Annotated in this window: 21 protein-coding genes and 1 other RNA gene; 12 read left to right on the top strand and 10 right to left on the bottom strand. The window is 65.6% G+C overall.

Translation table 11 applies throughout. The annotated features are described in order from the left end of the window. Positions 1-57 precede the first annotated feature (57 nt). Genes truA through def form a run of 3 tightly spaced genes read right to left on the bottom strand, consistent with a single transcriptional unit; the run spans position 58 to position 2,267 of the window. Complete coding sequence (gene truA, locus JQ632_RS09050; protein ID WP_212401954.1) at positions 58-795, bottom strand: tRNA pseudouridine(38-40) synthase TruA; 738 nt, start codon at positions 793-795, stop codon at positions 58-60. Then, positions 795-1,730, bottom strand: a complete 936-nt coding sequence (fmt, locus tag JQ632_RS09045; protein ID WP_212401953.1) for a methionyl-tRNA formyltransferase — start codon at positions 1,728-1,730, stop codon at positions 795-797. The genes truA and fmt overlap by 1 nt, the downstream gene beginning before the upstream one ends. 9 nt (positions 1,731-1,739) lie before the next feature. Next, positions 1,740-2,267 carry a peptide deformylase gene (def, locus tag JQ632_RS09040; protein WP_212401952.1) on the bottom strand — a complete coding sequence of 176 codons (528 nt, stop codon included), beginning with the start codon at positions 2,265-2,267 and terminating at the stop codon, positions 1,740-1,742. 170 nt (positions 2,268-2,437) lie between these two features. Here def and JQ632_RS09035 point away from each other — a divergent pair, with 170 nt between their 5' ends. Both JQ632_RS09035 and JQ632_RS09030 read left to right on the top strand, forming a co-directional pair. Then, positions 2,438-3,637 (top strand): DNA recombination protein RmuC, encoded by a 1,200-nt coding sequence (locus JQ632_RS09035; protein WP_212401951.1) that lies wholly within the window; start codon positions 2,438-2,440, stop codon positions 3,635-3,637. A 129-nt stretch (positions 3,638-3,766) separates the two neighbouring features. Beyond that, positions 3,767-5,140 (top strand): AmpG family muropeptide MFS transporter, encoded by a 1,374-nt coding sequence (locus JQ632_RS09030; protein ID WP_212401950.1) that lies wholly within the window; start codon positions 3,767-3,769, stop codon positions 5,138-5,140. Positions 5,141-5,239: 99 nt separating this feature from the next. On the opposite strand, the gene JQ632_RS09025 is transcribed toward JQ632_RS09030, so the two are convergent. The 6 genes from JQ632_RS09025 to ffs form a co-directional block, all read right to left on the bottom strand. Further along, on the bottom strand, positions 5,240-5,626 hold the full coding sequence (locus JQ632_RS09025; RefSeq protein WP_212401949.1) for a hypothetical protein: 387 nt from the start codon (positions 5,624-5,626) through the stop codon (positions 5,240-5,242). 9 nt (positions 5,627-5,635) lie between these two features. Then, positions 5,636-6,067, bottom strand: a complete 432-nt coding sequence (locus JQ632_RS09020) for a hypothetical protein (protein ID WP_212401948.1) — start codon at positions 6,065-6,067, stop codon at positions 5,636-5,638. A gap of 26 nt (positions 6,068-6,093) precedes the next feature. Next, the gene (recR, locus tag JQ632_RS09015; protein WP_212401947.1) at positions 6,094-6,696 is read right to left on the bottom strand and encodes a recombination mediator RecR; all 603 of its coding nucleotides are present in this window, start codon (positions 6,694-6,696) and stop codon (positions 6,094-6,096) included. 4 nt (positions 6,697-6,700) lie between these two features. Continuing rightward, positions 6,701-7,018, bottom strand: coding sequence for a YbaB/EbfC family nucleoid-associated protein (locus JQ632_RS09010; protein WP_212401946.1), 318 nt, complete (start codon positions 7,016-7,018; stop codon positions 6,701-6,703). A gap of 73 nt (positions 7,019-7,091) precedes the next feature. Further along, positions 7,092-8,930: a DNA polymerase III subunit gamma/tau gene (locus JQ632_RS09005; protein WP_212401945.1), complete on the bottom strand. Its 1,839-nt coding sequence runs from the start codon at positions 8,928-8,930 to the stop codon at positions 7,092-7,094. A gap of 94 nt (positions 8,931-9,024) precedes the next feature. Beyond that, positions 9,025-9,121, bottom strand: an RNA gene (gene ffs, locus JQ632_RS09000) — signal recognition particle sRNA small type. A 190-nt stretch (positions 9,122-9,311) separates the two neighbouring features. On the opposite strand from ffs, the gene JQ632_RS08995 reads away from it, so the two are divergent. From JQ632_RS08995 to JQ632_RS08950, 10 genes are all read left to right on the top strand, one after another. Continuing rightward, positions 9,312-10,172 carry a transporter substrate-binding domain-containing protein gene (locus JQ632_RS08995; protein WP_212401944.1) on the top strand — a complete coding sequence of 287 codons (861 nt, stop codon included), beginning with the start codon at positions 9,312-9,314 and terminating at the stop codon, positions 10,170-10,172. Positions 10,173-10,309: 137 nt separating this feature from the next. Beyond that, positions 10,310-10,972, top strand: a complete 663-nt coding sequence (locus JQ632_RS08990; protein ID WP_212402090.1) for an amino acid ABC transporter permease — start codon at positions 10,310-10,312, stop codon at positions 10,970-10,972. Then, complete coding sequence (locus JQ632_RS08985; RefSeq protein ID WP_212401943.1) at positions 10,969-11,763, top strand: amino acid ABC transporter ATP-binding protein; 795 nt, start codon at positions 10,969-10,971, stop codon at positions 11,761-11,763. The genes JQ632_RS08990 and JQ632_RS08985 overlap by 4 nt, the downstream gene beginning before the upstream one ends. Beyond that, positions 11,763-12,518, top strand: a complete 756-nt coding sequence (locus tag JQ632_RS08980) for an SDR family NAD(P)-dependent oxidoreductase (protein ID WP_212401942.1) — start codon at positions 11,763-11,765, stop codon at positions 12,516-12,518. Before JQ632_RS08985 ends, JQ632_RS08980 begins: the two co-directional genes overlap by 1 nt. Next, on the top strand, positions 12,515-13,642 hold the full coding sequence (locus JQ632_RS08975) for a muconate cycloisomerase family protein (protein WP_212401941.1): 1,128 nt from the start codon (positions 12,515-12,517) through the stop codon (positions 13,640-13,642). Before JQ632_RS08980 ends, JQ632_RS08975 begins: the two co-directional genes overlap by 4 nt. An 8-nt stretch (positions 13,643-13,650) precedes the next feature. Beyond that, positions 13,651-14,919 (top strand): FAD-binding oxidoreductase, encoded by a 1,269-nt coding sequence (locus JQ632_RS08970; RefSeq protein WP_212401940.1) that lies wholly within the window; start codon positions 13,651-13,653, stop codon positions 14,917-14,919. A gap of 110 nt (positions 14,920-15,029) precedes the next feature. Beyond that, positions 15,030-15,449, top strand: coding sequence for an HIT family protein (locus tag JQ632_RS08965; protein ID WP_212401939.1), 420 nt, complete (start codon positions 15,030-15,032; stop codon positions 15,447-15,449). A gap of 10 nt (positions 15,450-15,459) precedes the next feature. Next, positions 15,460-16,404, top strand: coding sequence for an NAD(+) diphosphatase (gene nudC, locus JQ632_RS08960; RefSeq protein ID WP_212401938.1), 945 nt, complete (start codon positions 15,460-15,462; stop codon positions 16,402-16,404). Positions 16,405-16,419: 15 nt separating this feature from the next. Next, a complete protein-coding gene (locus JQ632_RS08955; protein WP_212401937.1) occupies positions 16,420-17,373 on the top strand; it encodes a sugar kinase in 954 nt (317 codons plus the stop codon). Between the two features lie 67 nt (positions 17,374-17,440). Further along, entirely contained in the window at positions 17,441-17,950 is a 510-nt protein-coding gene (locus JQ632_RS08950; protein ID WP_212401936.1) for an Lrp/AsnC family transcriptional regulator, read from the top strand. Between the two features lie 159 nt (positions 17,951-18,109). Here JQ632_RS08950 and JQ632_RS08945 read toward each other — a convergent pair whose 3' ends face one another. Further along, a complete protein-coding gene (locus JQ632_RS08945) occupies positions 18,110-19,609 on the bottom strand; it encodes a phosphomannomutase/phosphoglucomutase (RefSeq protein WP_212401935.1) in 1,500 nt (499 codons plus the stop codon). Positions 19,610-19,654: the final 45 nt, after the last annotated feature.

Below are 19,654 nucleotides of genomic sequence, written 5' to 3'. Positions count from 1 at the left end.
CCTTCGCGGGGCATGACTCCGGTGGGTGTGGCGAGAGCGTGCGTCTCGCTCCGACCTCTAATAATCCACCCGCACCAGATACAGCCCCTCCGGCGGGGCGACGATGCCGCAAGCGGCCCGGTTGCGCGCGGCTAGCGCTGCGGCGAGATCGTCGGCGGTCCAGCGGCCCTCGCCGACCCAGACCAGCGAGCCCACCATCGAGCGCACCTGGCTGTGCAGGAACGAGCGCGCCGAGGTGAGGATCGTCACCTCGCGGCCGTCGCGCAGCACATCGAGCTGGTCGAGCGTCTTCTCCGCCGATTTGGCCTGGCACTCGGTATCGCGAAACGTCGTAAAGTCGTGCTTGCCGAGCAGGCGCTGGGCGGCCGCATGCATCGCATCCGTGTCCAGCTTGCGGGACACACGCCAGGCGTGGCCGACATCCAGCGCGAGGTTGGCGCGGGTGTTGACGATGCGGTAGCGATAGTGCCGCTTGACGGCCGAGAAGCGCGCCTCAAAACTTTCGGGCACGATCTCCGCGCTGAGCACTGCGATCGGATGCGGACGCAGATGGGCGTTCAAGCCGTCGCGCAGGCGATCCGGCGGAAACGGCTTTTCGATATCGACATGCGCGACCTGGCCGAGCGCGTGCACGCCGGCGTCCGTACGGCCCGCGCCATGCACGCGCACGTCCTGGCCACACATGGCCTTGACGGCCGTCTCCAGCGCGCCCTGCACCGACGGCAGCGTCTCCTGCACCTGCCAGCCGAAGAACGGCGCGCCGTCATATTCGATGGTGAGCTTGTAGCGGGGCACTATGCGAGCCGCATCGGCGGCTTCAACGGCACGCCGCGCAGGAAGTCGGCGGCCTGCATCCGCGCCTTACCCTCGCGCTGCAGCTCGATGATGCGGATCGCGCCGTCGCCGCAGGCAATCGTGAGCTGATCGTCGAGGACGTCACCGGGCGCGCCGGTGCCCTTTGCCAGTTCGCAGCGCAAGATCTTGACGCGCGCGTTCTCGGTCACGCCGGCAAGCTCGGCCCAGGCACCGGGGAAGGGCGACAGGCCGTGGATGTGGCGCAGCACCGCGCGCGCCGGCTTGCTCCAGTCGATCCGCGCCTCGGCCTTATCGATCTTGGCGGCGTAGGTGACGCCGTCCTCGTCCTGCTTCTTGAGCTGGAGCCCGCCGCGTCCGAGTGCGGCCATCGCGCGCACCATCAGATCGGCACCGAGCCGGGAGAGGCGATCGTGCAGATCGGCCGCGGTCATGTTGTCCTGAATCGCCAGACGCTCGGCCATGGCGACGTCGCCGGTGTCGAGCCCGACATCCATCTTCATCACCATGACGCCGCTCTCGGCATCGCCTGCCATGATCGCGCGATTGATCGGCGCGGCGCCACGCCAGCGCGGCAGCAGCGAGGCATGCAGGTTGTAGCAGCCGAGCTTTGGCGCATCGAGGATGGCCTGCGGCAAGATCATGCCATAGGCGACGACGACGGCGGCATCCGCATCAAATGCGCGAAACTCCTCCAGTGCTTCGGAAGTCTTCAGTGTCTTCGGCGTCAACACGGGAATGCCGAGCTTTCGCGCGGCTTCCTCGACCGGGGTCGGCTGCAGTTGCAGCCCGCGCCGCCCGCCCGGCTTCGGCGCGCGCGTGTAGACGGCGACGATCTCGTGGCCGTGCGCGACAAGCTCCAGCAGCGTCGGCACGGAGAAATCGGGCGTGCCCATGAAGATGAGGCGGAGGGGCATGAGCGGCGCCTACTCCGCCGCGCGCTTGGCGGCTTTCTCGAACTTCTTCATCACGCGGTCGCGCTTCAGCTTTGACAGATAGTCGACGAACAGCACGCCGTTGAGATGGTCGATCTCGTGCTGGATGCAGGTGGCGTAGAGCCCCTCCGCATCCTCCTCATGCACCTTGCCGTCGAGATCGGTGAAGCGCACGCGCACCTTCGCGGGCCGTTCGACCTCCTCGTAATATTCGGGGATCGACAGGCAACCCTCTTCGTAGACCGACATCTCCTCGGACGAGGACAGAATCTCCGGATTGATGAAGACGCGCGGGATCGGCTTGGTCTCGCCGTTCTCGTCGCGCTTGGCGAGATCCATGGTGATGAGACGGAGCGGTTGCGCGACCTGGATCGCCGCGAGCCCGATGCCGGGCGCGTCGTACATGGTCTCGAACATGTCGTCCGCGAGCTTGCGGATCTCCGATGTCACCTTCTCGATCGGCTTGGAGACCAGACGCAACTGCTTGTCGGGCAGGATGATGATTTCTCTGAGGGCCATGGCCGCGATTTAAGCCGCCGCCCCCAAGCGGTCAATGCGGACGGGAACGCGTTAACGATCCGCTAACCATAAAAGTTAGGCCTTCGTTAACCATAAAAATTAACCGCCCATTTACTATAAATGTTCGCTATTCGTTCGCGCTATCGGGCGAATCGGATAGAAGGGCTGCCATGAACGAGATCATTTTCATGGCTGGCGACTGGCCGGTGCGCGCGATCGACGCGGCTATCGGCTTCGGCGCGCTCGTCCTCATCCTCCTTCTGGTCATTGCCATTGTGATCGCGAAGTCCTCGCGCCGAGGCGCGGAACTCGCGATGGCGAACGCCATCCGCGCCGATGAGCTGGAGGAGCGGCTGAGCGAGATGCTGCGCGCCCAGAGCGAGAACTCGGGCCGGGTCGACGCCATGGCGCAGTCGCTCGCGGGACGCCAGGCCGAAATGGCGCGGGCGGTCAACGAGCGGCTGGATTCGGTGACGCATCGCGTCGGCCAGTCCATGGAGCACACCACCCGCAACACCATGGAGAGCCTGCGCGCGCTGCATGAGCGGCTCGGCATCATCGACAATGCGCACAAGAACCTCACCGACCTGACGACGCAGGTGACGACCTTGCGCGATGTGCTCGCCAACAAGCAGTCGCGCGGCGCCTTCGGCCAGGCGCGGATGGAGGCGATCGTCCAGGACGGTCTGCCCAAGGGCTCCTACGAGTTCCAGTTCACGCTCTCGACGGGCAAGCGGCCGGACTGCGTGGTGTTTTTGCCGGACCAGCGCCCGCTCTGCATCGACGCAAAGTTTCCGCTGGAAGCGATGACCGCGCTGCATGATGCGCGCAGCGACGAGGAGCGGCGTGTCGCGAGCCAGCGGCTGCGCGGCGACGTCATGAAGCATGTCAGCGACATCGCCGAAAAATATCTCGTCACCGGCGAGACCCAGGAGATGGCGCTGATGTTCGTGCCGTCGGAATCGGTCTACGCCGAAATCCATGACGGTTTCGACGATGTGATCCAAAAGGCCTATCGCGCCCGTGTCGTGCTGGTCTCGCCCTCGCTCTTGATGCTGGCGATCCAGGTCATGCAGCAGATCATGAAGGACGCGCGCATGCGCGACGCCGCCGACCAGATCCGCACCGAGGTGATCAAGCTCGGCGACGATCTCGGCCGCCTGAGGGATCGTGTGACGAAGTTGCAGAAGCACTTTGCCGACGCCAACGAGGACGTCCGCCAGATCCTGATCTCGGCCGACAAGATCGAGAAGCGCGCCGGACGGATCGAAGAGCTCGACTTCAGCAAGACCGATGCGCCGACGGAGGGCCCGCGGCTGGTGGCAACGAGCCCGGAGCTGTTTCCAAGGAAGCTGCAGGCCGGGGAGTGATTCCGCGCCGTCATGGCCGGGCTTGTCCCGGCCATCCATGAGCTTGCTCGCCGCACCAAGAACGTGGAAGCCCGGGCATGACGAGTTTGGGGCAGAGGCAGCGCCGCCAGAATCTGCTAACACCCCTTCATGACCGCACCTGACGCGACCTCCGGAACTGCTCCGGCCACCACCGACGCCTCCTCCCCCTCCTGGCGAGAGAGCCTGGCTGTCTACCTGCAGCCGCGGGTGCTCATCGTGCTGTTCCTCGGCTTCTCCTCCGGCCTGCCGCTGGCGCTGTCGGGGTCGACGCTGCTGGTGTGGATGCGGGAATCCGGCGTCGATCTCGGGACCATCGGGCTGTTCGCGCTGGTCGGTACGCCCTACACGCTGAAGTTCTTGTGGGCGCCACTGGTGGATGCGCTGCATGTGCCGCTGTTCACACGCGCATTCGGGCGGCGCCGCGGCTGGCTGCTGTTCGCACAACTGCTACTCATCATCTCCATCCTGCTGCTGGCGCTGACCGACCCGGCGCGCTCGCCGTTCTATGTCGCGCTCGGCGCGCTCCTGGTGGCGACGACGTCCTCGACGCAGGACATCGTGGTGGACGCCTTCCGCGTCGAGAGCCTACCGGAGAGCGAGCAGGCCGCCGGCATGGCGTCCTATGTCGCGGCCTACCGCATCGGCATGCTGGTCTCGACCGCGGGCGCGCTGTTCATCGTCTCCGGATTTGAGGGCACCGGCATTCCGCGCTCGTCGGCGTGGATGTGGGGCTATGTGGTGATGGCGGCGCTGGTGCTGATCGGCACCATCACCGCGCTCGCCGCCACCGAGCCCGAGCAATCCGCGCGCGCGGAAGCTGCGACGCAGGCGGACTCGGCCATCGCCCGGGTGCTCCATGCCGCGGTCGGCGCCTTCTCGGAATTCCTGTCGCGCAAGGATGCGCTGGCGGCGCTTGCCTTCGTCGTGCTGTTCAAGTTCACCGACGCGTTTTCCGGCACCATGACCGCGCCGTTCGTGATCGACCTCGGTTTCACCCGCAACGACTATGCGGCGATCGTGAAAGGTGTTGGCCTTGCCGCGACCCTGATCGGCGGCTTTGCCGGCGGGTTCGTCGCGCGGCGCTATCCGCTCGCGGCAAGCTTGTGGATCGGCGGGGTGGTGCAGGCACTCGCCAACCTCTCCTTCTCCTGGCTTGCGGTGGTCGGCACCAATCAATGGGCGCTGGCGCTCGCCATCTGCGCCGAGAACTTCACCAGCGCCATCGGCACCGTGATCTTCGTCGCCTATCTCTCGGCGCTGTGCCAGAACCCGCTGCACACGGCCACGCAATATGCGCTGCTCACCGCGCTCGCCGCGGTGGGACGGACCTATCTGTCGTCAGGTGCCGGCTATGTCGCGAAGGCCGTGGGCTGGCCGATGTTCTTCGTGATCTGCGTGCTGGTCGCGATCCCGAGCCTGATGCTGCTCACCTGGCTGCAGAAGCGCGGGCATTTTGAGCAGCTGGGGCCGGTAAGGGTGTAGGAGTTCGTCATGGCCGGGCTTGTCCCGGCCATCCACGCCTTGCTCTCCCGAACCAAGAACGTGGATGCCCGGGACAAGCCCGGGCATGACGGAGAGTGTTTACTTCCCGACCACCGTCCACTCCGGCACCGCGACATCGCCGATGTGCCAGGCGGTTTCCGAGCAGAACAGCGCGGTCGCCTGCACCGTGACGGTCTTGCCGAGCAGCGGCTTGAGCTGCTTGCGCGCCGCATCCGTCATCGTGAACAGATGGAAGGTGGTGACGCCCTTGCCGGCTTCGCAGAAATCATCGTCGGCCGGCATCAGGCGCGGTGCGCTGACGATCTGGTAGGCCTCGATCTTCGTGCCGTTGGGATGCCGCGTACGCACCAACCGCAAAGTGCCGGTCAGCGTATCGCCGGCCTTGATCGGCGCCTGCGCCTCGGCCGCCGTGCACAGCGCAAGCAAGGCAGTAGCGATGCAGGCAAGGCGCGACAGCGGCGACATGCGAAACTCCTACTGCTTCTTCACCAGGCTCCACTTCGTGATCACGGCTTCGCTCATCTGGCCGGGATCACTGGCGCAAGCGACCTCGTCGACCTTCACGGAGATTTCCTTGCCGACAAAGGATTTCAGCTGCGTAGCCTGCGCGTCGCTGGAGGTGACGAGCTGGAACGTCTCGGGGCCGGTCTCCAGATTGCAGAGCCCGTTCGGCGCCGGCAGGCGGCGCGGCTCGGACGTGATCTGATAGGTCGCGACGCGCTTGCCGTTCTTGGCGTCGCGCACCTTCATCGCGTTGAGCTCGCCGGAGAGCACGTCGCCCGTGTTGATCGGCCTGCCGGGCTTGGACGGCGGCACGTCGCCCTGCTGCGCGGATACGGCAGGCGTCACCAGCGTCATCATCGTGGCAGCCACAGCGAGCCGCTTGCCGAATCGTCGTTTCGTCATGTCGTCCGTTTCCGTCGTTGGGAGTATTAGAACAGGGTCCGCTGCCGCATCGCAGCCGATAGCGTACCTTCGTCGAGATAATCAAGCTCGCCGCCGACAGGCACACCGTGCGCGAGCCGGGTAACCTTCACATTGGCGTCCTGCAGGAGGTCGGTGATGTAATGCGCCGTGGTCTGGCCGTCCACTGTCGCATTCAGCGCCAGGATGATCTCGTGCACCTCAGCGTTGTGCGCGCGGGCCACCAGTGCGTCGATGGTGAGATCCTGCGGGCCGACGCCGTCGAGCGGCGACAATGTCGCGCCAAGCACATGGTAGCGGCCTTGCGTCGCGTTGGCCCGTTCCAGCGCCCAGAGATCGGCGACGTCGGCGACGACGACGATGATCGATGGATCGCGGCGCGGATCGGTGCAAACCGTGCAGGGATTTTGCGTATCGATATTGCCGCAGGTCTTGCAGACCTGGACCTTGTCGAGCGCGACCTGGAGCGCGGCCGACAGCGGCATCATCAGCGCCTCGCGCTTCTTGATCAGATGCAGCGCGGCGCGCCGCGCCGAGCGCGGGCCCAGACCAGGCAAACGCGCCAGAAGCTGGATCAGGCGCTCGATTTCGGGTCCGGCAACCGCGGGCATGATGTCAGCCGAGCAGTCCCGGCGGCAGGCCGAGCCCGCCGGTCAGCGCCTGCATCTTCTCCTGCATCGCGATTTCAGCCTTGCGGCGTGCGTCGGCGAGCGCGGTGACGAGCAAATCCTCCAGCACCTCGCGCTCCTCCGCCTTCATCAGCGACGGATCGATCTTGATGCCCTTCACGTCCATCTTCGCGGTCATGCGCACCGCGACCAGGCCGCCGCCGGAGATGCCCTCGACCTCGAGATTGCCGAGCTCTTCCTGCATCGCCTGCATCTTGGATTGAAGCTGCTGGGCCTGCTTCATCATGCCGAGAAAATCAGCCATCGGTCCTGTCCTCAACTTGTTGCTTGAGCATGATCTTAGCGGAAAACCGCTTCACTCGTTTCCGGATCATGCTCTAGAGATCGTCGCCGTCGGAACCGTCGGGCGGATCGTCACTGCCATAGTCGGAGTTAATATTGGTTTCGGGCGTCTCGGGGGCAAGCCTGCGGACCTCGACGACCTTGGCACCGGGGAAGCGCGACAGCACCTCCTGCACGCGTGGATCGGCCTCGGCAGTGCGGGCATGCTCCTGCTTGGCGGCCTGGTTCACCGAGCGCAGCGTCGGCTGGCCCTGCTCGTTGGACACCACGACGGTCCAGCGGCGGCCGGTCCAGAGCTCGAGCTTGCGCGGCAGTTCCGTGATCAGCGACTTCGGCGCGTTGGGCTCGAGCGCAACTTCGAGCCGTCCATCCTCGAACCGCACCAGGCGCATGTCGCCTTCGAGCGCCGCCTTGGTCATGACATCGCGCTTCTGCCCGGCGAGCGCGACGAGCTGCGTAAAACTCGTGATGCGCAGCGCGGGTGCAGTCGCGGCCTGCGGCGCCGGTGGCGCCGCCATTTGCGGACGCGCACCACCGCCGAAAGAAGGCGGCGACGACGTCGGCGCACGCACCGGTGCCGCCGAGGCGACAGGCGCGGTCGGCGCACTGCGCGAAGCACTTGCACCGCTCACCACCAGCGAGGCGCCGCCATTCTGCTCCAGCATCTTGATCGCTTCGTCCGGCGTCGGCAGGTCGGCAACATAGGCAATGCGGACCAAAACCATCTCGGCGGCGGCGGCGGGGCGCGTCGCGGCCTGCACCTCGGTGATGCCCTTGAGCAGCATCTGCCACATCCGCGACAGCACGCGCATCGAGATCTTTGACGCAAAATCGCGTGCGCGCAGCCGTTCGGTCTCGCCATAGGCGACATTGTCGGCGGTCGCAGGCACGATCTTGACGCGGGTGACGAAGTTCACGAACTCCGCGAGGTCCGACAGCACGACGATCGGATCGGCGCCGGTGTCGTACTGGTCGCGGAACTCCCTGAACGCGGAGGCGATGTCGCCGCGCACCAGCGAATCGAAGAGGTCGATGACGCGGGTGCGGTCGGCGAGCCCCAGCATCTGCCTGACGGCATCGGCCTTCACGCTGCCCGCCGCATGCGCGATCGCCTGGTCGAGCAGCGACAGCGAATCACGCACGGAACCTTCGGCCGCGCGCGCGATGATGCCGAGCGCCTCCGGCTCGATCTCGACGCTCTCCTTGGTCGCGATGCCCGCGAGGTGCTTCATCAGCACGTCGGCCTCGACGCGGCGCAGGTCAAAGCGCTGGCAGCGCGACAGCACGGTGACCGGAACTTTTCGGATCTCGGTGGTCGCGAACACGAATTTGGCGTGCTCCGGCGGTTCCTCCAGCGTCTTCAGGAAGGCGTTGAACGCCGCCGTCGACAGCATGTGGACTTCGTCGATGATGTAGACCTTGTAGCGGGCGCTGGCCGGCGCGTAGCGCACGCTGTCATTGATCTGGCGGACATCGTCGACGCCGGTGTGGGACGCCGCGTCCATCTCCAGCACGTCCATGTGCCGGCTTTCCATGATCGCCTGGCAGTGCACGCCGAGGGTGGGCATGTGGATGGTCGGGCCCTTCACCGAGCCGTCCGGCATCTCGTAGTTGAGCGCGCGCGCCAAAATGCGCGCAGTGGTGGTCTTGCCCACGCCGCGGACGCCGGTGAGGATCCAGGCCTGCGGTATGCGCCCCGTTTCGAACGCATTGGAGACGGTGCGGACCACGGCCTCCTGGCCGATCAGATCGTCGAAGGAGGAGGGACGGTACTTTCGCGCCAGCACCCGATAGGGGGTGCCCGGCTGGGCGCCGAGCTCAAAGCCAGCCTGGCTGGCGCTATGGGGGGGTGTCGGGCCGCCAGCGTCGGTCATCGGTCGATCCGCAATGAAATGTCTCTCGGCCGGCTTTTGCGGAAAGGAGCGTGCGCAGGCGGCTTAGGCCTGCGCTGATCCGCTCGAAAAACAGGTAGGAGACTGACGAGCGACCCGATCCGGACCTCGTTAGGGCTGCTTCCTTCCGGACCTGACCCGGTTGGCGAGTGGCTCGTCCACCGCCAATCTCCCAATCCCTATTTGGGGCCAAAAGGGCCGGAAAGCAAGCGGGTATCGGCCCGGATTTGACTTGCCCAGCATCCGGGCAAAACCCGGCGCAAGATCTAGTCCTCGGCGCCAAGAGGCTGTGCTTTCGCTGATGGTGCCGCCTTGGTAAGAAAACTCCCGGAACTCCACCCAACCAGAAAAGCGATCATTCAAATGGTTACACGTCGTGATGTTGCATCGATTGTCGGGCTTGGCGCACTCGGCGCCGCAGTCACGGCAAGCGCGATCGTTCCCCAGGCTGCGGCACAGACGGCGGCCGATCCCAACGAAACGACCTTTGCCCGCATCCGCCGCACCAAGAAGATGCGGATCGGCGCGGTGGGCGGCGGCGCCCCCTACTACATGAAGGATCTTTCGACCGGGCAGTGGAAGGGCTTTTACATCGACATCGCCAAGGCGCTCGCCGAGGACATGGAAGCCGAGCTCGAGATCACCGAGACCACCTGGGGCAACTCGGTGCTGGACCTCCAGTCCAACAAGATCGACATCTTCTTCGGCCTCAACCCGACCCCGAAGCGCGCGCTGGTGATCGATTTCTCGGTGCCGGTCTTCAACAACGCCTTCGGCATTCTCTGCAAGAAGGATTTCAAGCCGAAGAGCTGGGCCGAGCTGAACTCGCCCGACATCAAGATCGCGGTCGACCAGGGCTCCTCGCACGACCAGGTCGTCAGCCGCCTGACGCCGAAAGCCCAGATCACCCGGCTGAAGACCGCGGATGACGCCACCGCCGCGCTGCAGACCGGCCGCGTCGACGCGCAGTGCCTCATCACCATGCTGTCGCTGACCGTGCTGAAGAAGAACCCCTCGCTCGGCCAGTTCGTGCTGCCGACGCCGATCTTCGCCACCACGTCCAATGCCGGCTTCCGCCGCGAGACCGACAAGACCTGGCGCGACTTCGTCAACACCTGGATCGACTTCAACAAGGGCCTCGGCTTCATCCGCAACGCCATCATCACGAACATGGAGCTCGTGGGCGTGACGGAGGCGGACATTCCGCCGGGCGTGTCGCTGTAAGCTTCCACTGTCATTCCGGGGCTCGCGAAGCGAGAACCCGGAATCTCGCGCCACAACTTCTGGATTCCGGGTTCGCGACTTCGTCGCGCCCCGGAATGACGGCGCAAACGGCCAAGCGCACGACGAGTAAAGCACGCATGTATCAGTGGGACTTCGGCATCCTCTGGAGCTACCGGTGGCTCTTCCTGAACGGGCTTGGCGTCACCGTCGGCTTCACCGTGGTCATTGTGGTGTGTGGGCTGCTCTGCGGCCTCATAGCCGCCTTCGGCAGCCTTTCCCGTTTCAAGGCGGTGCGCACGCTCGCGCTGATTTTCATCGAGGCGTTCCGCTGCACGCCGATCCTGGTGCAGCTGATCTGGTTCTATTACGCGCTGCCGATTCTCGCCGGCGTCGAGATGACGCCGATCACGGCCTCGGCTTTGGCGCTGTCGCTCTATGGCGGCTCGTTCTATTCGGAAATCATCCGCGGCGGCATCGTCTCGATCGACCGCGGCCAGTCCGAGGCCGGCGCCGCGCTCGGCATGACGCCGCGGCAGACCATGACGCGCATCGTGCTGCCGCAGGCGATCAAGCGCATGATCCCGGCGCTGATGAACCAGTCGATCATCCAGTTCAAGAACACCTCGCTGGTCTCGGTGCTCGCGGTGCCTGATCTGGTCTATCAGAGCCAGGTCGCGGCCCATGACAGCTACCGGCCGCTGGAAACCTACACCGCCGTGGCGGTCGCCTATGCGGCGATCCTCATTCCCCTGACCATCCTCGTCCGGCGCGGCGAGAAGCGAATGGCGGTGAGCGAATGAGCGACACACCGAAGATCGAAGTCCGGTCGCTGCGCAAGAGCTTTGGCAGCAACGAGGTTTTGAAGAGCATCAGCCTCGACGTCGCCAAGGGCGGCGTGGTGGCGCTGATCGGCCCGTCGGGCTCGGGCAAATCGACGCTGCTCCGCTGCATCAATCTGCTCGTCGTCCCCGACGGCGGCAGCGTCCGTGTCGGTGACACAAGGTTCGAATTCGGCACTGGGGCAAGACTACCTGACGTCAAGACGCTGGCGCGCTTCCGCGCCACGACCGGCATGGTGTTCCAGCACTTCAACCTGTTCCCGCACATGACGACGCTGCGGAACGTCATGGAAGGTCCGGTCACGGTCCGCCGCATGCCCAGGGCCGATGCCGAAAAGCTGGCGCGAGCGCAGCTCGCAAAGGTCGGGCTCTCCGAGAAGGCGGATCAATATCCGGCGACGCTCTCGGGCGGGCAGAAGCAGCGCGTCGCGATCGCACGTGCGCTCGCCATGGAGCCGGACGTGATGCTGTTCGACGAGGCGACATCGGCACTCGATCCCGAGCTCGTCGGCGAAGTCTTGAACGTCATCCAGCAGCTCGCCGCCGAAGGCATGACCATGGTGATCGTCACCCACGAGATAGCCTTCGCGCGCGAGGTTGCCGACCGCGTAGTCTTCATGCGCGACGGCGTCGTGGTCGAGGAAGGCCCGGCGCGACAGGTGATCGACACCCCGCAAGAGGCGGCGATGCGTGCCTTCCTCAGCCATTTCCACCGCACCGGCGCCCTGCCGCCAGCCACCGCTGCATCGTGATGCCCGGGATCGATCGCGCCTATCTCGTCACCGGTGCCGCCAGCGGCATCGGCCGCGCCACGGCAAAACTGCTCGCAGCACCGGGCACGGCGCTGCTGCTGCACACGCGCGCCAACGCGACCGGCCTCGATGCGACCGCCAACGACGCCCGTGCCAGGGGTGCTGAGGTCGCCGTGTGTCTCGGCGATCTCGCCGAGGCCTCGGTCGCATCGGAAGCTGTCGCGGCCTCGCAGCGTTCGTTCGGTCGGCTCGATGCGCTCGTCTCGATCGGGGGATCGGCGCGTCGCGGCAGCGCGATTGATGTTCCAGCCGAGCAATTCCGCCAGGCGATGGACGAGTCCGCGCTCGCCTTCACACGACTGACTGAGGCCGCGCTGCCGATGCTGCGCGCCGGGACCGATCCGCGGATCGTCGCGGTGTCTTCCTTCGTCGCGCACGTCTTCCGCCCCGATTTCGCGCCGTTCGCCGCGACCGCGGCCAGTCGCGCCGCGCTGGAAGCCTTGGTGCGATCGATGTCCCTCGAGCTTGCGCGGGACGGCATCACCGTCAACGCGGTGACGCCAGGGCTGATCGCAAAGGACAAGCCGACCGAGAGCAAGCTCTCGCCGGAGCAGATTGCCGCGACCGAGGCGTCGATCCCGATGGGCCGCCGCGGACGGCCGGAGGAGGTCGCCGCCGTGATCACCTTCCTGGCCTCGCCGGCCGCGTCTTACGTCACCGGCCAGATCTGGCACGTCAATGGAGGCCTGACATGACCGAGGCGACCGTCGAACGTATCAGGCTGTTCCTGATCGAAAGCCCGATCAAGATGGCGCGCCTGCAGGGCGTCGGCAACGTCAAGGGCACGGTGAAGCGTGTCCTGATCGAGCTCACGTCGAGCGACGGCATCGTCGGCTGGGGCGAAGCCGCGCCCTGGGAGGTGTTCACCGGCACGCCTGAAGCGGCCTTCTCGGCACTCGATATCTACCTGCGGCCCATCGTGCTGAAGAAGCCGGTCAAGCGCGTGCGCGCGTTGATGGTCGAACTCGATCGCGCGCTGGTCGGGCATGCCGAGGCCAAGGTCGGAATCGAGATGGCGTTGCTCGACATCATCGGCAAGGCGTCGGGGCTGTCCGTCGCCGATCTCCTCGGCGGCCGCGTACGCGACACCATCCCCCTCTCCTTCTCGATCGCCGACCCGGATTTTTCCGCCGACCTCGAGCGCATGCGCAAAATGGTCCCCGAGGGCAACGTCATCTACAAGGTCAAGACCGGCGTGAAACCGCATCGCGAAGACCTCGATCATCTCGCGGCGATCCGAAAGGAATTCGGCGACAAGGTCGATCTGCGCGTCGACTACAACCAGGCGCTGGCGCCGTTCGGCGCCATCAAGATCTTGCGCGATGTCGAAGAGTTCGCGCCGACCTTCATCGAGCAGCCGGTGCCGCGCAAGTTTCTCGATGTGATGGCGCAGCTCACTGCGGCGCTGGAAACGCCGGTGTTGGCCGATGAAAGCTGTTTTGACCGCCGCGACATGATGGAGGTGGTGCGCCGCGAGGCGGCCGACGCCGTCTCGATCAAGCTGATGAAGGCGGGCGGCCTGTTCGAGGCCCAGGCCATCATGGCGATTGCCGATATCGCGGGACTACCCGGCTATGGCGGCACGCTGTGGGAAGGCGGCATCGGGCTTGCCGCCGGCACGCAGTTGATCGCGGCGACGCCGGGCATCTCGCTCGGCTGCGAGTTCTACATGCCGCATCACGTGCTCACCGAGGACGTGCTGGAGGAGCGCGTCGCCAACCGCGCCGGCCACGTCGTCGTGCCCGACGGCCCAGGCCTCGGCATTCGCGTCAGCGAATCCTCCGTGCGCGCCAATGCGCGCGTGCTCGCGGAAGCCTGATCCTTCTCATGAGCCTGCATGTCGTCGTCATCGGAGCGGGAATCGTCGGCGCGGCGACCGCGCTCGAATTGCTGCGCGACGGCCATCACATCACCATCGTCGAGCCGGGCGAGCCCGGTGGCGAGCAGGCGGCAAGCTTTGGCAACGGCGCCTGGCTCAGCCCCGCCTCGGTCGTGCCGATGTCGATGCCGGGCATGTGGAAGAAGGTGCCGGGATATCTCGCGGACCCGCTGGGGCCGCTGACCATCCGCATCACGGCGCTGCCGCGCCTCTTGCCCTGGCTGACGCGCTTCCTCCTGGCAGGCGCAACAGTGCCGCGGGTGGAAGCCACCGCGCGCGCCTTGTCGCCGCTGCTGAGGGATTCCCCGGCGCAGCACGCAAAGCTCGCGGCTGAAGCCGGCGTGCCGGACCTCATCCGCCAAAATGGTCTGCTCTACGTCTATCCCGATCGCCAGGCGTTCGAGGCCGAAGCGTTGGCGTGGCGGCTGCGGCGGGACAATGGCGTGCAATGGCGCGAGCTGTACGGCGAGGAGTTGCAGGCGCGCGAGCCAACGCTCGATCCGCGCTATCGTTTTGGCGTGCTCGTCGAAGCCGGCGCGCATTGCGTCGATCCCGGCGCTTATGTCGCGGCACTCGTCCGTCATGCGGTGGCGCAAGGTGCGACGCTTGCCCGCGCTCGCGCCACCGGCTTCGACATCGCTGAGGGCAGGCTGCGCGCGGTGTTGACCGCGAAAGGCAGGATCGCGTGCGATCGCGCGGTGATCGCGGCGGGTGTCTGGTCGAAGCATCTCGCGCTGGCGGCCGGAGACCGCGTGAGCCTCACGAGCGAGCGCGGTTATCACGTCGTTATCGCCGATCCCGAGGCCGTGCCGCGCACGCCCGTGATGCCGAGCGACGGCAAGATGGGAAACACGGTCACGACAAAGGGCCTGCGCGCATCGGGCCAGGTGGAGCTCGCCACGATCGAGGCGCCGCCAAACTGGCAGCGCGCGCAGGTGCTGCTCGATCATCTGCGCCGGACCTATCCGGCATTGCCTAAAGATGTTCCGGCGACGCGACTGAGCCGCTGGATGGGCCACCGCCCGTCGACGCCAGATGGGCTGCCGGTGATCGGGCCAGCCTCCGCCTGTCACGACATCGTGCATGCGTTCGGCCACGGTCATGTAGGCCTCGCCGCAGGGCCGGCCACGGCCGCGGTTGTCGCTGATGTGATCGCGGGGCGCTCGCCCTCGATTCCACTCCGGTCCTATTCCGCTGTGCGTTTTCGGATGTGGTGACCCGAGCCTGCAATCCTTCCCCTCGGGGAATCGGTATCGTATGGTCTGATCCAAACAAGCAGGGGCCTGCCCCACCAAGCCCGAATCCATCGGGCGATCCGGAAACCTTCATGCCTGAACCCGCCTGGTCGCTGAATTCCCGATTGAAAGAGGACACGATCGACATCGGCGATCTGCCGCTGTCAAAAGTCCTGGTCATCAAGGACGCCCATTATCCCTGGCTCCTCTTGGTGCCGCGCCGGCCCAATGCGGTCGAGATCATCGATCTCGACGAGGTCGAGCAGGCGCAGTTGATGACGGAGATTTCGCGCGTCTCGCGCGCGCTGAAAGAGATCACCAAATGCGACAAGCTCAATGTCGCAGCGCTCGGCAATCTCGTGCCGCAGCTTCACGTGCATATCATCGCGCGGCGGACCAGCGATGCGGCCTGGCCGCGTCCGGTCTGGGGGGTGATGCCGCCGCTGGCGCATGACGCCACGGAAGTCCAGAATTTCATCAGCGCGCTTCGCCGCAAGATCTGGTTGGGTTGAAAGAACAATAATGTCAGCATTCGACGCATTTCCCCTGGGACAGCCGGCCTTCGTCACAAGCATCCTCGATCGCGCCGCGCATCTGCGCCGCGACGACGAAAAACTGTTCGCGCTCGAGCAGAAGTCCACCTCGCGCGCCTATGTCATCTACCGCGACTCGCTGTTGGTGAAGCGCGAGGGCGATGGCGTGCGCGCGCTGCTGTCGATCGACGAAGCGACCAAGTGCGGCGCCAATCCCGGCACGATCTTTCTGGGCCTGCGTGACGGCGCCGCGGTGTTCGGCATGGGCATGCCGCAGGCCGCCGCCGAGAAACTGATGGGCCGCGACGACTATGCCGTGACCGAATTGCGCGGCATGGCGATGCAGGGCGCGATTCCGCCCGATCAGCTCTCCGCAATCGCGATGGCGAAGTCGATGGTGACCTGGCATCAGCGCCACGGCTATTGCGCCAATTGCGGCACGCGCAGCGCGATGAAGGAAGGCGGCTGGAAGCGCGACTGTCCTGCTTGCAAGGCCGAGCATTTTCCGCGCACTGACCCTGTCGTCATCATGCTGGTGGCCTCCGGCGACAAATGCCTGCTCGGGCGCCAGAAGCAGTTTCCCCCCGGCATGTATTCCTGCCTCGCCGGCTTCGTCGAAGCGGCCGAGACGATCGAGGACGCGGTGCGCCGCGAGATCTTCGAGGAAAGCGGCATCCGTTGCACGGACGTGCAGTATTACATGACGCAGCCCTGGCCCTATCCGTCATCACTGATGATCGGCTGCAGCGCGCGGGCGCTCAACGAGGACATCGTCGTCGATCGCACCGAGCTGGAAGAGGCGCGCTGGTTCACGCGCGACGAGGCGCGGCAGATGCTGGCGCGCACGCACCCCGACGGGCTCGCGGGGCCGCATCCCTTCGCGATCGCCCATCACCTGCTTGGACGCTGGGTGCATGGCAAGGGCGGCGCCTAAGCGACGGAGTGGCGCTTGTCCACATCGGGGATAGCACCGCGCATTCTCTGCATCGGCATTCCCGTGCGCGACCTCACCTTCCGGGTCGAGCACGTCCCGGCGCGCGGCAGTAAGGCGAATGCCACCCACCTGGCCGAGATTTGCGGCGGCAACGCGCTCAATGCCGCGATCGCGATCGCGCGGCTCGGCGGCCGCGCATCGCTGGCAGGTCCCATGGGCGATGTCGGCGAGACATCGAGCGGATTCATCCAGGAACAGATGGCCCGCGAGGGCATCGAGACCAGGCATATCGTGCGCATGCCGGGCCTGATGACGCCCGTATCAGCCGTCACGATTGACGCGACCGGCGAGCGGACGCTCACCATCTATCGCGATCCCGCCCTGTGGCGCGTGACGTTGCCGGGCGCGGAGGAGTTGCTTGCCGACTGCCAGGCGGTCCTCGTCGAAAGCCGCTGTGCGCCGTTTTGCATCGACCTCTGTGACGCGGCGCGGCGGCGCGGGATCGCTGTCATCGTCGGCGTCGATCGCGCGATGGTGTTGAACGACGCCCTGCTCACGGCGGCCTCGCACATTCTGTTCGCGAGCGAACAGGTGCGGGAGACCGCGGGAATGGCCGATGACGGCGAGGCCCTGAAGCACCTCCGCCGGGTGACGCCGGCCTTCCTGGCCGCCACGCGTGGCCCGCAAGGGACGATCTGGTTGAGCGAGCGGGGCGAGCTAGCGGAAACGCCCGCCTTTCCGGTCCAGGCGGTGGACACGCTCGGGGCCGGCGACGTCTTTCATGGCGCCTTCGCGCTTCGGCTTGCCGAAGGCCGGGACGCACGGGAGGCGCTGCGATTCGCCTCCGCGGCGGCGGCGCTGAAATGCATCCGCTTTGGTGGCGGCACCTCCGCCCCGCAACGCTTTGAAGTTGAAGAGCTTTTGCGGGCGGCGTCGAACGGGGGTGCGACAGTCGCGCCGAGATTATAGGCTTGCAATAGAAGATTTTTCTCTATATGAGGGAAACTGCTCCTCAGAATGGAAAAAGTTTCTCAAAATGAGCGACCTCGCCGTCCAACTCCCCGAGACCAACCGCCGCCTCGACGCCATCGATCGCAAGATCCTGATGGTGCTCCAGGACGATGCCTCGTTGTCCGTCGCCGAGATCGGCGACCGGGTCGGCCTGTCCTCCACCCCCTGCTGGAAGCGCATCCAGCGCCTGGAGGCCGACGGCGTGATCCTGAAGCGGGTCGCGCTGGTCGACCAGAACAAGATCGGGCTCGGCATCTCCGTGTTCGTGTCGGTCGAGAGCTCCGACCATTCCGACGCCTGGCTGAAGAAATTCGCCGAGGCCGTCAGCGCCATGCCCGAGGTGATGGAATTCTACCGCATGGCCGGCGACGTCGATTACATGCTGCGCGTCGTGGTCGCGGACATGCAGAGCTACGACGTGTTCTACAAGAAGCTGATCAGCGCCGTGCCGTTGAAGAACGTCACCTCGCGCTTTGCGATGGAGAAGATCAAGTCGGTCACCGCGCTGCCGATCCCGGCCGTGGTGGCGGCGTAAGTCTGTTCAACGGAGGGCGACGCTCCTTCGGAAATCGTCATGGCCGGGCTCGTCCCGGCCATCCACGTCTTAGCATTCGCGCATGAGGAGAGGCGTGGATGCCCGGGACAAGCCCGGGCATGACGGCGGAGATAGGGGCGCCAGTATCGCTGAAACTGCTCAGATCTTCTGATTATACTCGCCGACCTCGGGATGGGTGCGCAGCACGCTGTTCACCATCTCGAACATGTCGTGCATGCGCTGCTCGGAGACGGGGCTTTCGACGACCACCACGAGCTCCGGCTTGTTGGAGGAGGCGCGCACCAGGCCCCAGCTTCCGTCCTCCACCGTGACGCGGACGCCGTTGACGGTGACGAGGTCGCGGATCGCCTGCCCGCCGATCTTCGCGCCGTTTTTCTGCAAGCCTTCAAAATGCTTCACCACGGCATCGATGACGCCGTATTTGACCTCGTCGCCGCAATGCGGCGACATTGTCGGCGACGACCAGGTTTTTGGCAGCGCGTCCTTCAGGTCCGCCATCGACTTGCCGGGCGCGCGGTCGAGCATGTCGCAGATCGCGATCGCCGAAACCAGGCCATCGTCATAGCCGCGGCCGAACGGCTTGTTGAAGAAGAAATGGCCTGACTTCTCGAAGCCCGCGAGCGCGCCCATCTCGTTGGTGCGGCGCTTCATGTAGGAATGGCCGGTCTTCCAGTAAGCGACCTTCGCGCCCTGCTTCTGCAGCACCGGATCGGTGACGAAGAGACCGGTCGACTTCACGTCGACGACGAATTGCGCGTCCTTGTGGATCGCCGACATGTCGCGCGCCAGCATCACGCCGACCTTGTCGGCAAAGATCTCTTCGCCGGTGTTGTCGACCACGCCGCAGCGGTCGCCGTCGCCGTCAAAACCGAGGCCGACATCGGCCTTGTGATGCAGCACCGCGTCGCGGATCGCGTGCAGCATCTCCATGTCTTCCGGATTCGGATTGTATTTCGGGAAGGTGTGGTCGAGCTCGGTGTCGAGCGGGATCACCTCGCAGCCGATCGCCTCCAGCACCTGCGGAGCGAACGCGCCGGCGGTGCCGTTGCCGCAGGCCGCGACCACCTTAAGCTTGCGCTTCAGCTTCGGGCGGCTGGTGAGGTCGGCGATGTAGCGCGCCGGATAATTCTCGTGGAACTGGTAGGAGCCGCCGGCCTTGTTCCTGAACTCGGCGTTGAGCACGATCTGCTTCAGCCGGGTCATCTCATCAGGGCCGAAGGTGAGCGGGCGGTTGGCGCCCATCTTCACGCCGGTCCAACCATTGTCGTTGTGCGAGGCCGTGACCATGGCGACGCAGGGCACGTCGAGATCGAACTGCGCGAAATAGGCCATCGGCGTCACCGCGAGCCCGATGTCGTGCACCTTGCAGCCGCCCGCCATCAGGCCGGAGATCAGCGCATATTTGATCGAGGCCGAATAGCCGCGGAAGTCGTGTCCGGTGACGATCTCCTGCTTGACGCCAAGCTCGGCGATCAGCGCGCCCAGGCCCATGCCCAGCGCCTGCACACCCATCAGGTTGATTTCCTTCTGGAACAGCCAGCGGGCGTCATACTCGCGGAAACCCGTGGCCTTCACCATCGGCTCGGATTCGAAGGCATAGGTGTTGGGCAGCAGCACGGATTTCGGCTTGGGGAACATTGAGAACCGTCTCGTTAATCGACAGAGGAATGCCGCAGCCATAGC

Source organism: Bradyrhizobium liaoningense (assembly GCF_018130955.1).
Taxonomy (GTDB): domain Bacteria; phylum Pseudomonadota; class Alphaproteobacteria; order Rhizobiales; family Xanthobacteraceae; genus Bradyrhizobium; species Bradyrhizobium liaoningense_C.
This window is presented reverse-complemented; position numbering and strand designations above follow the sequence as displayed.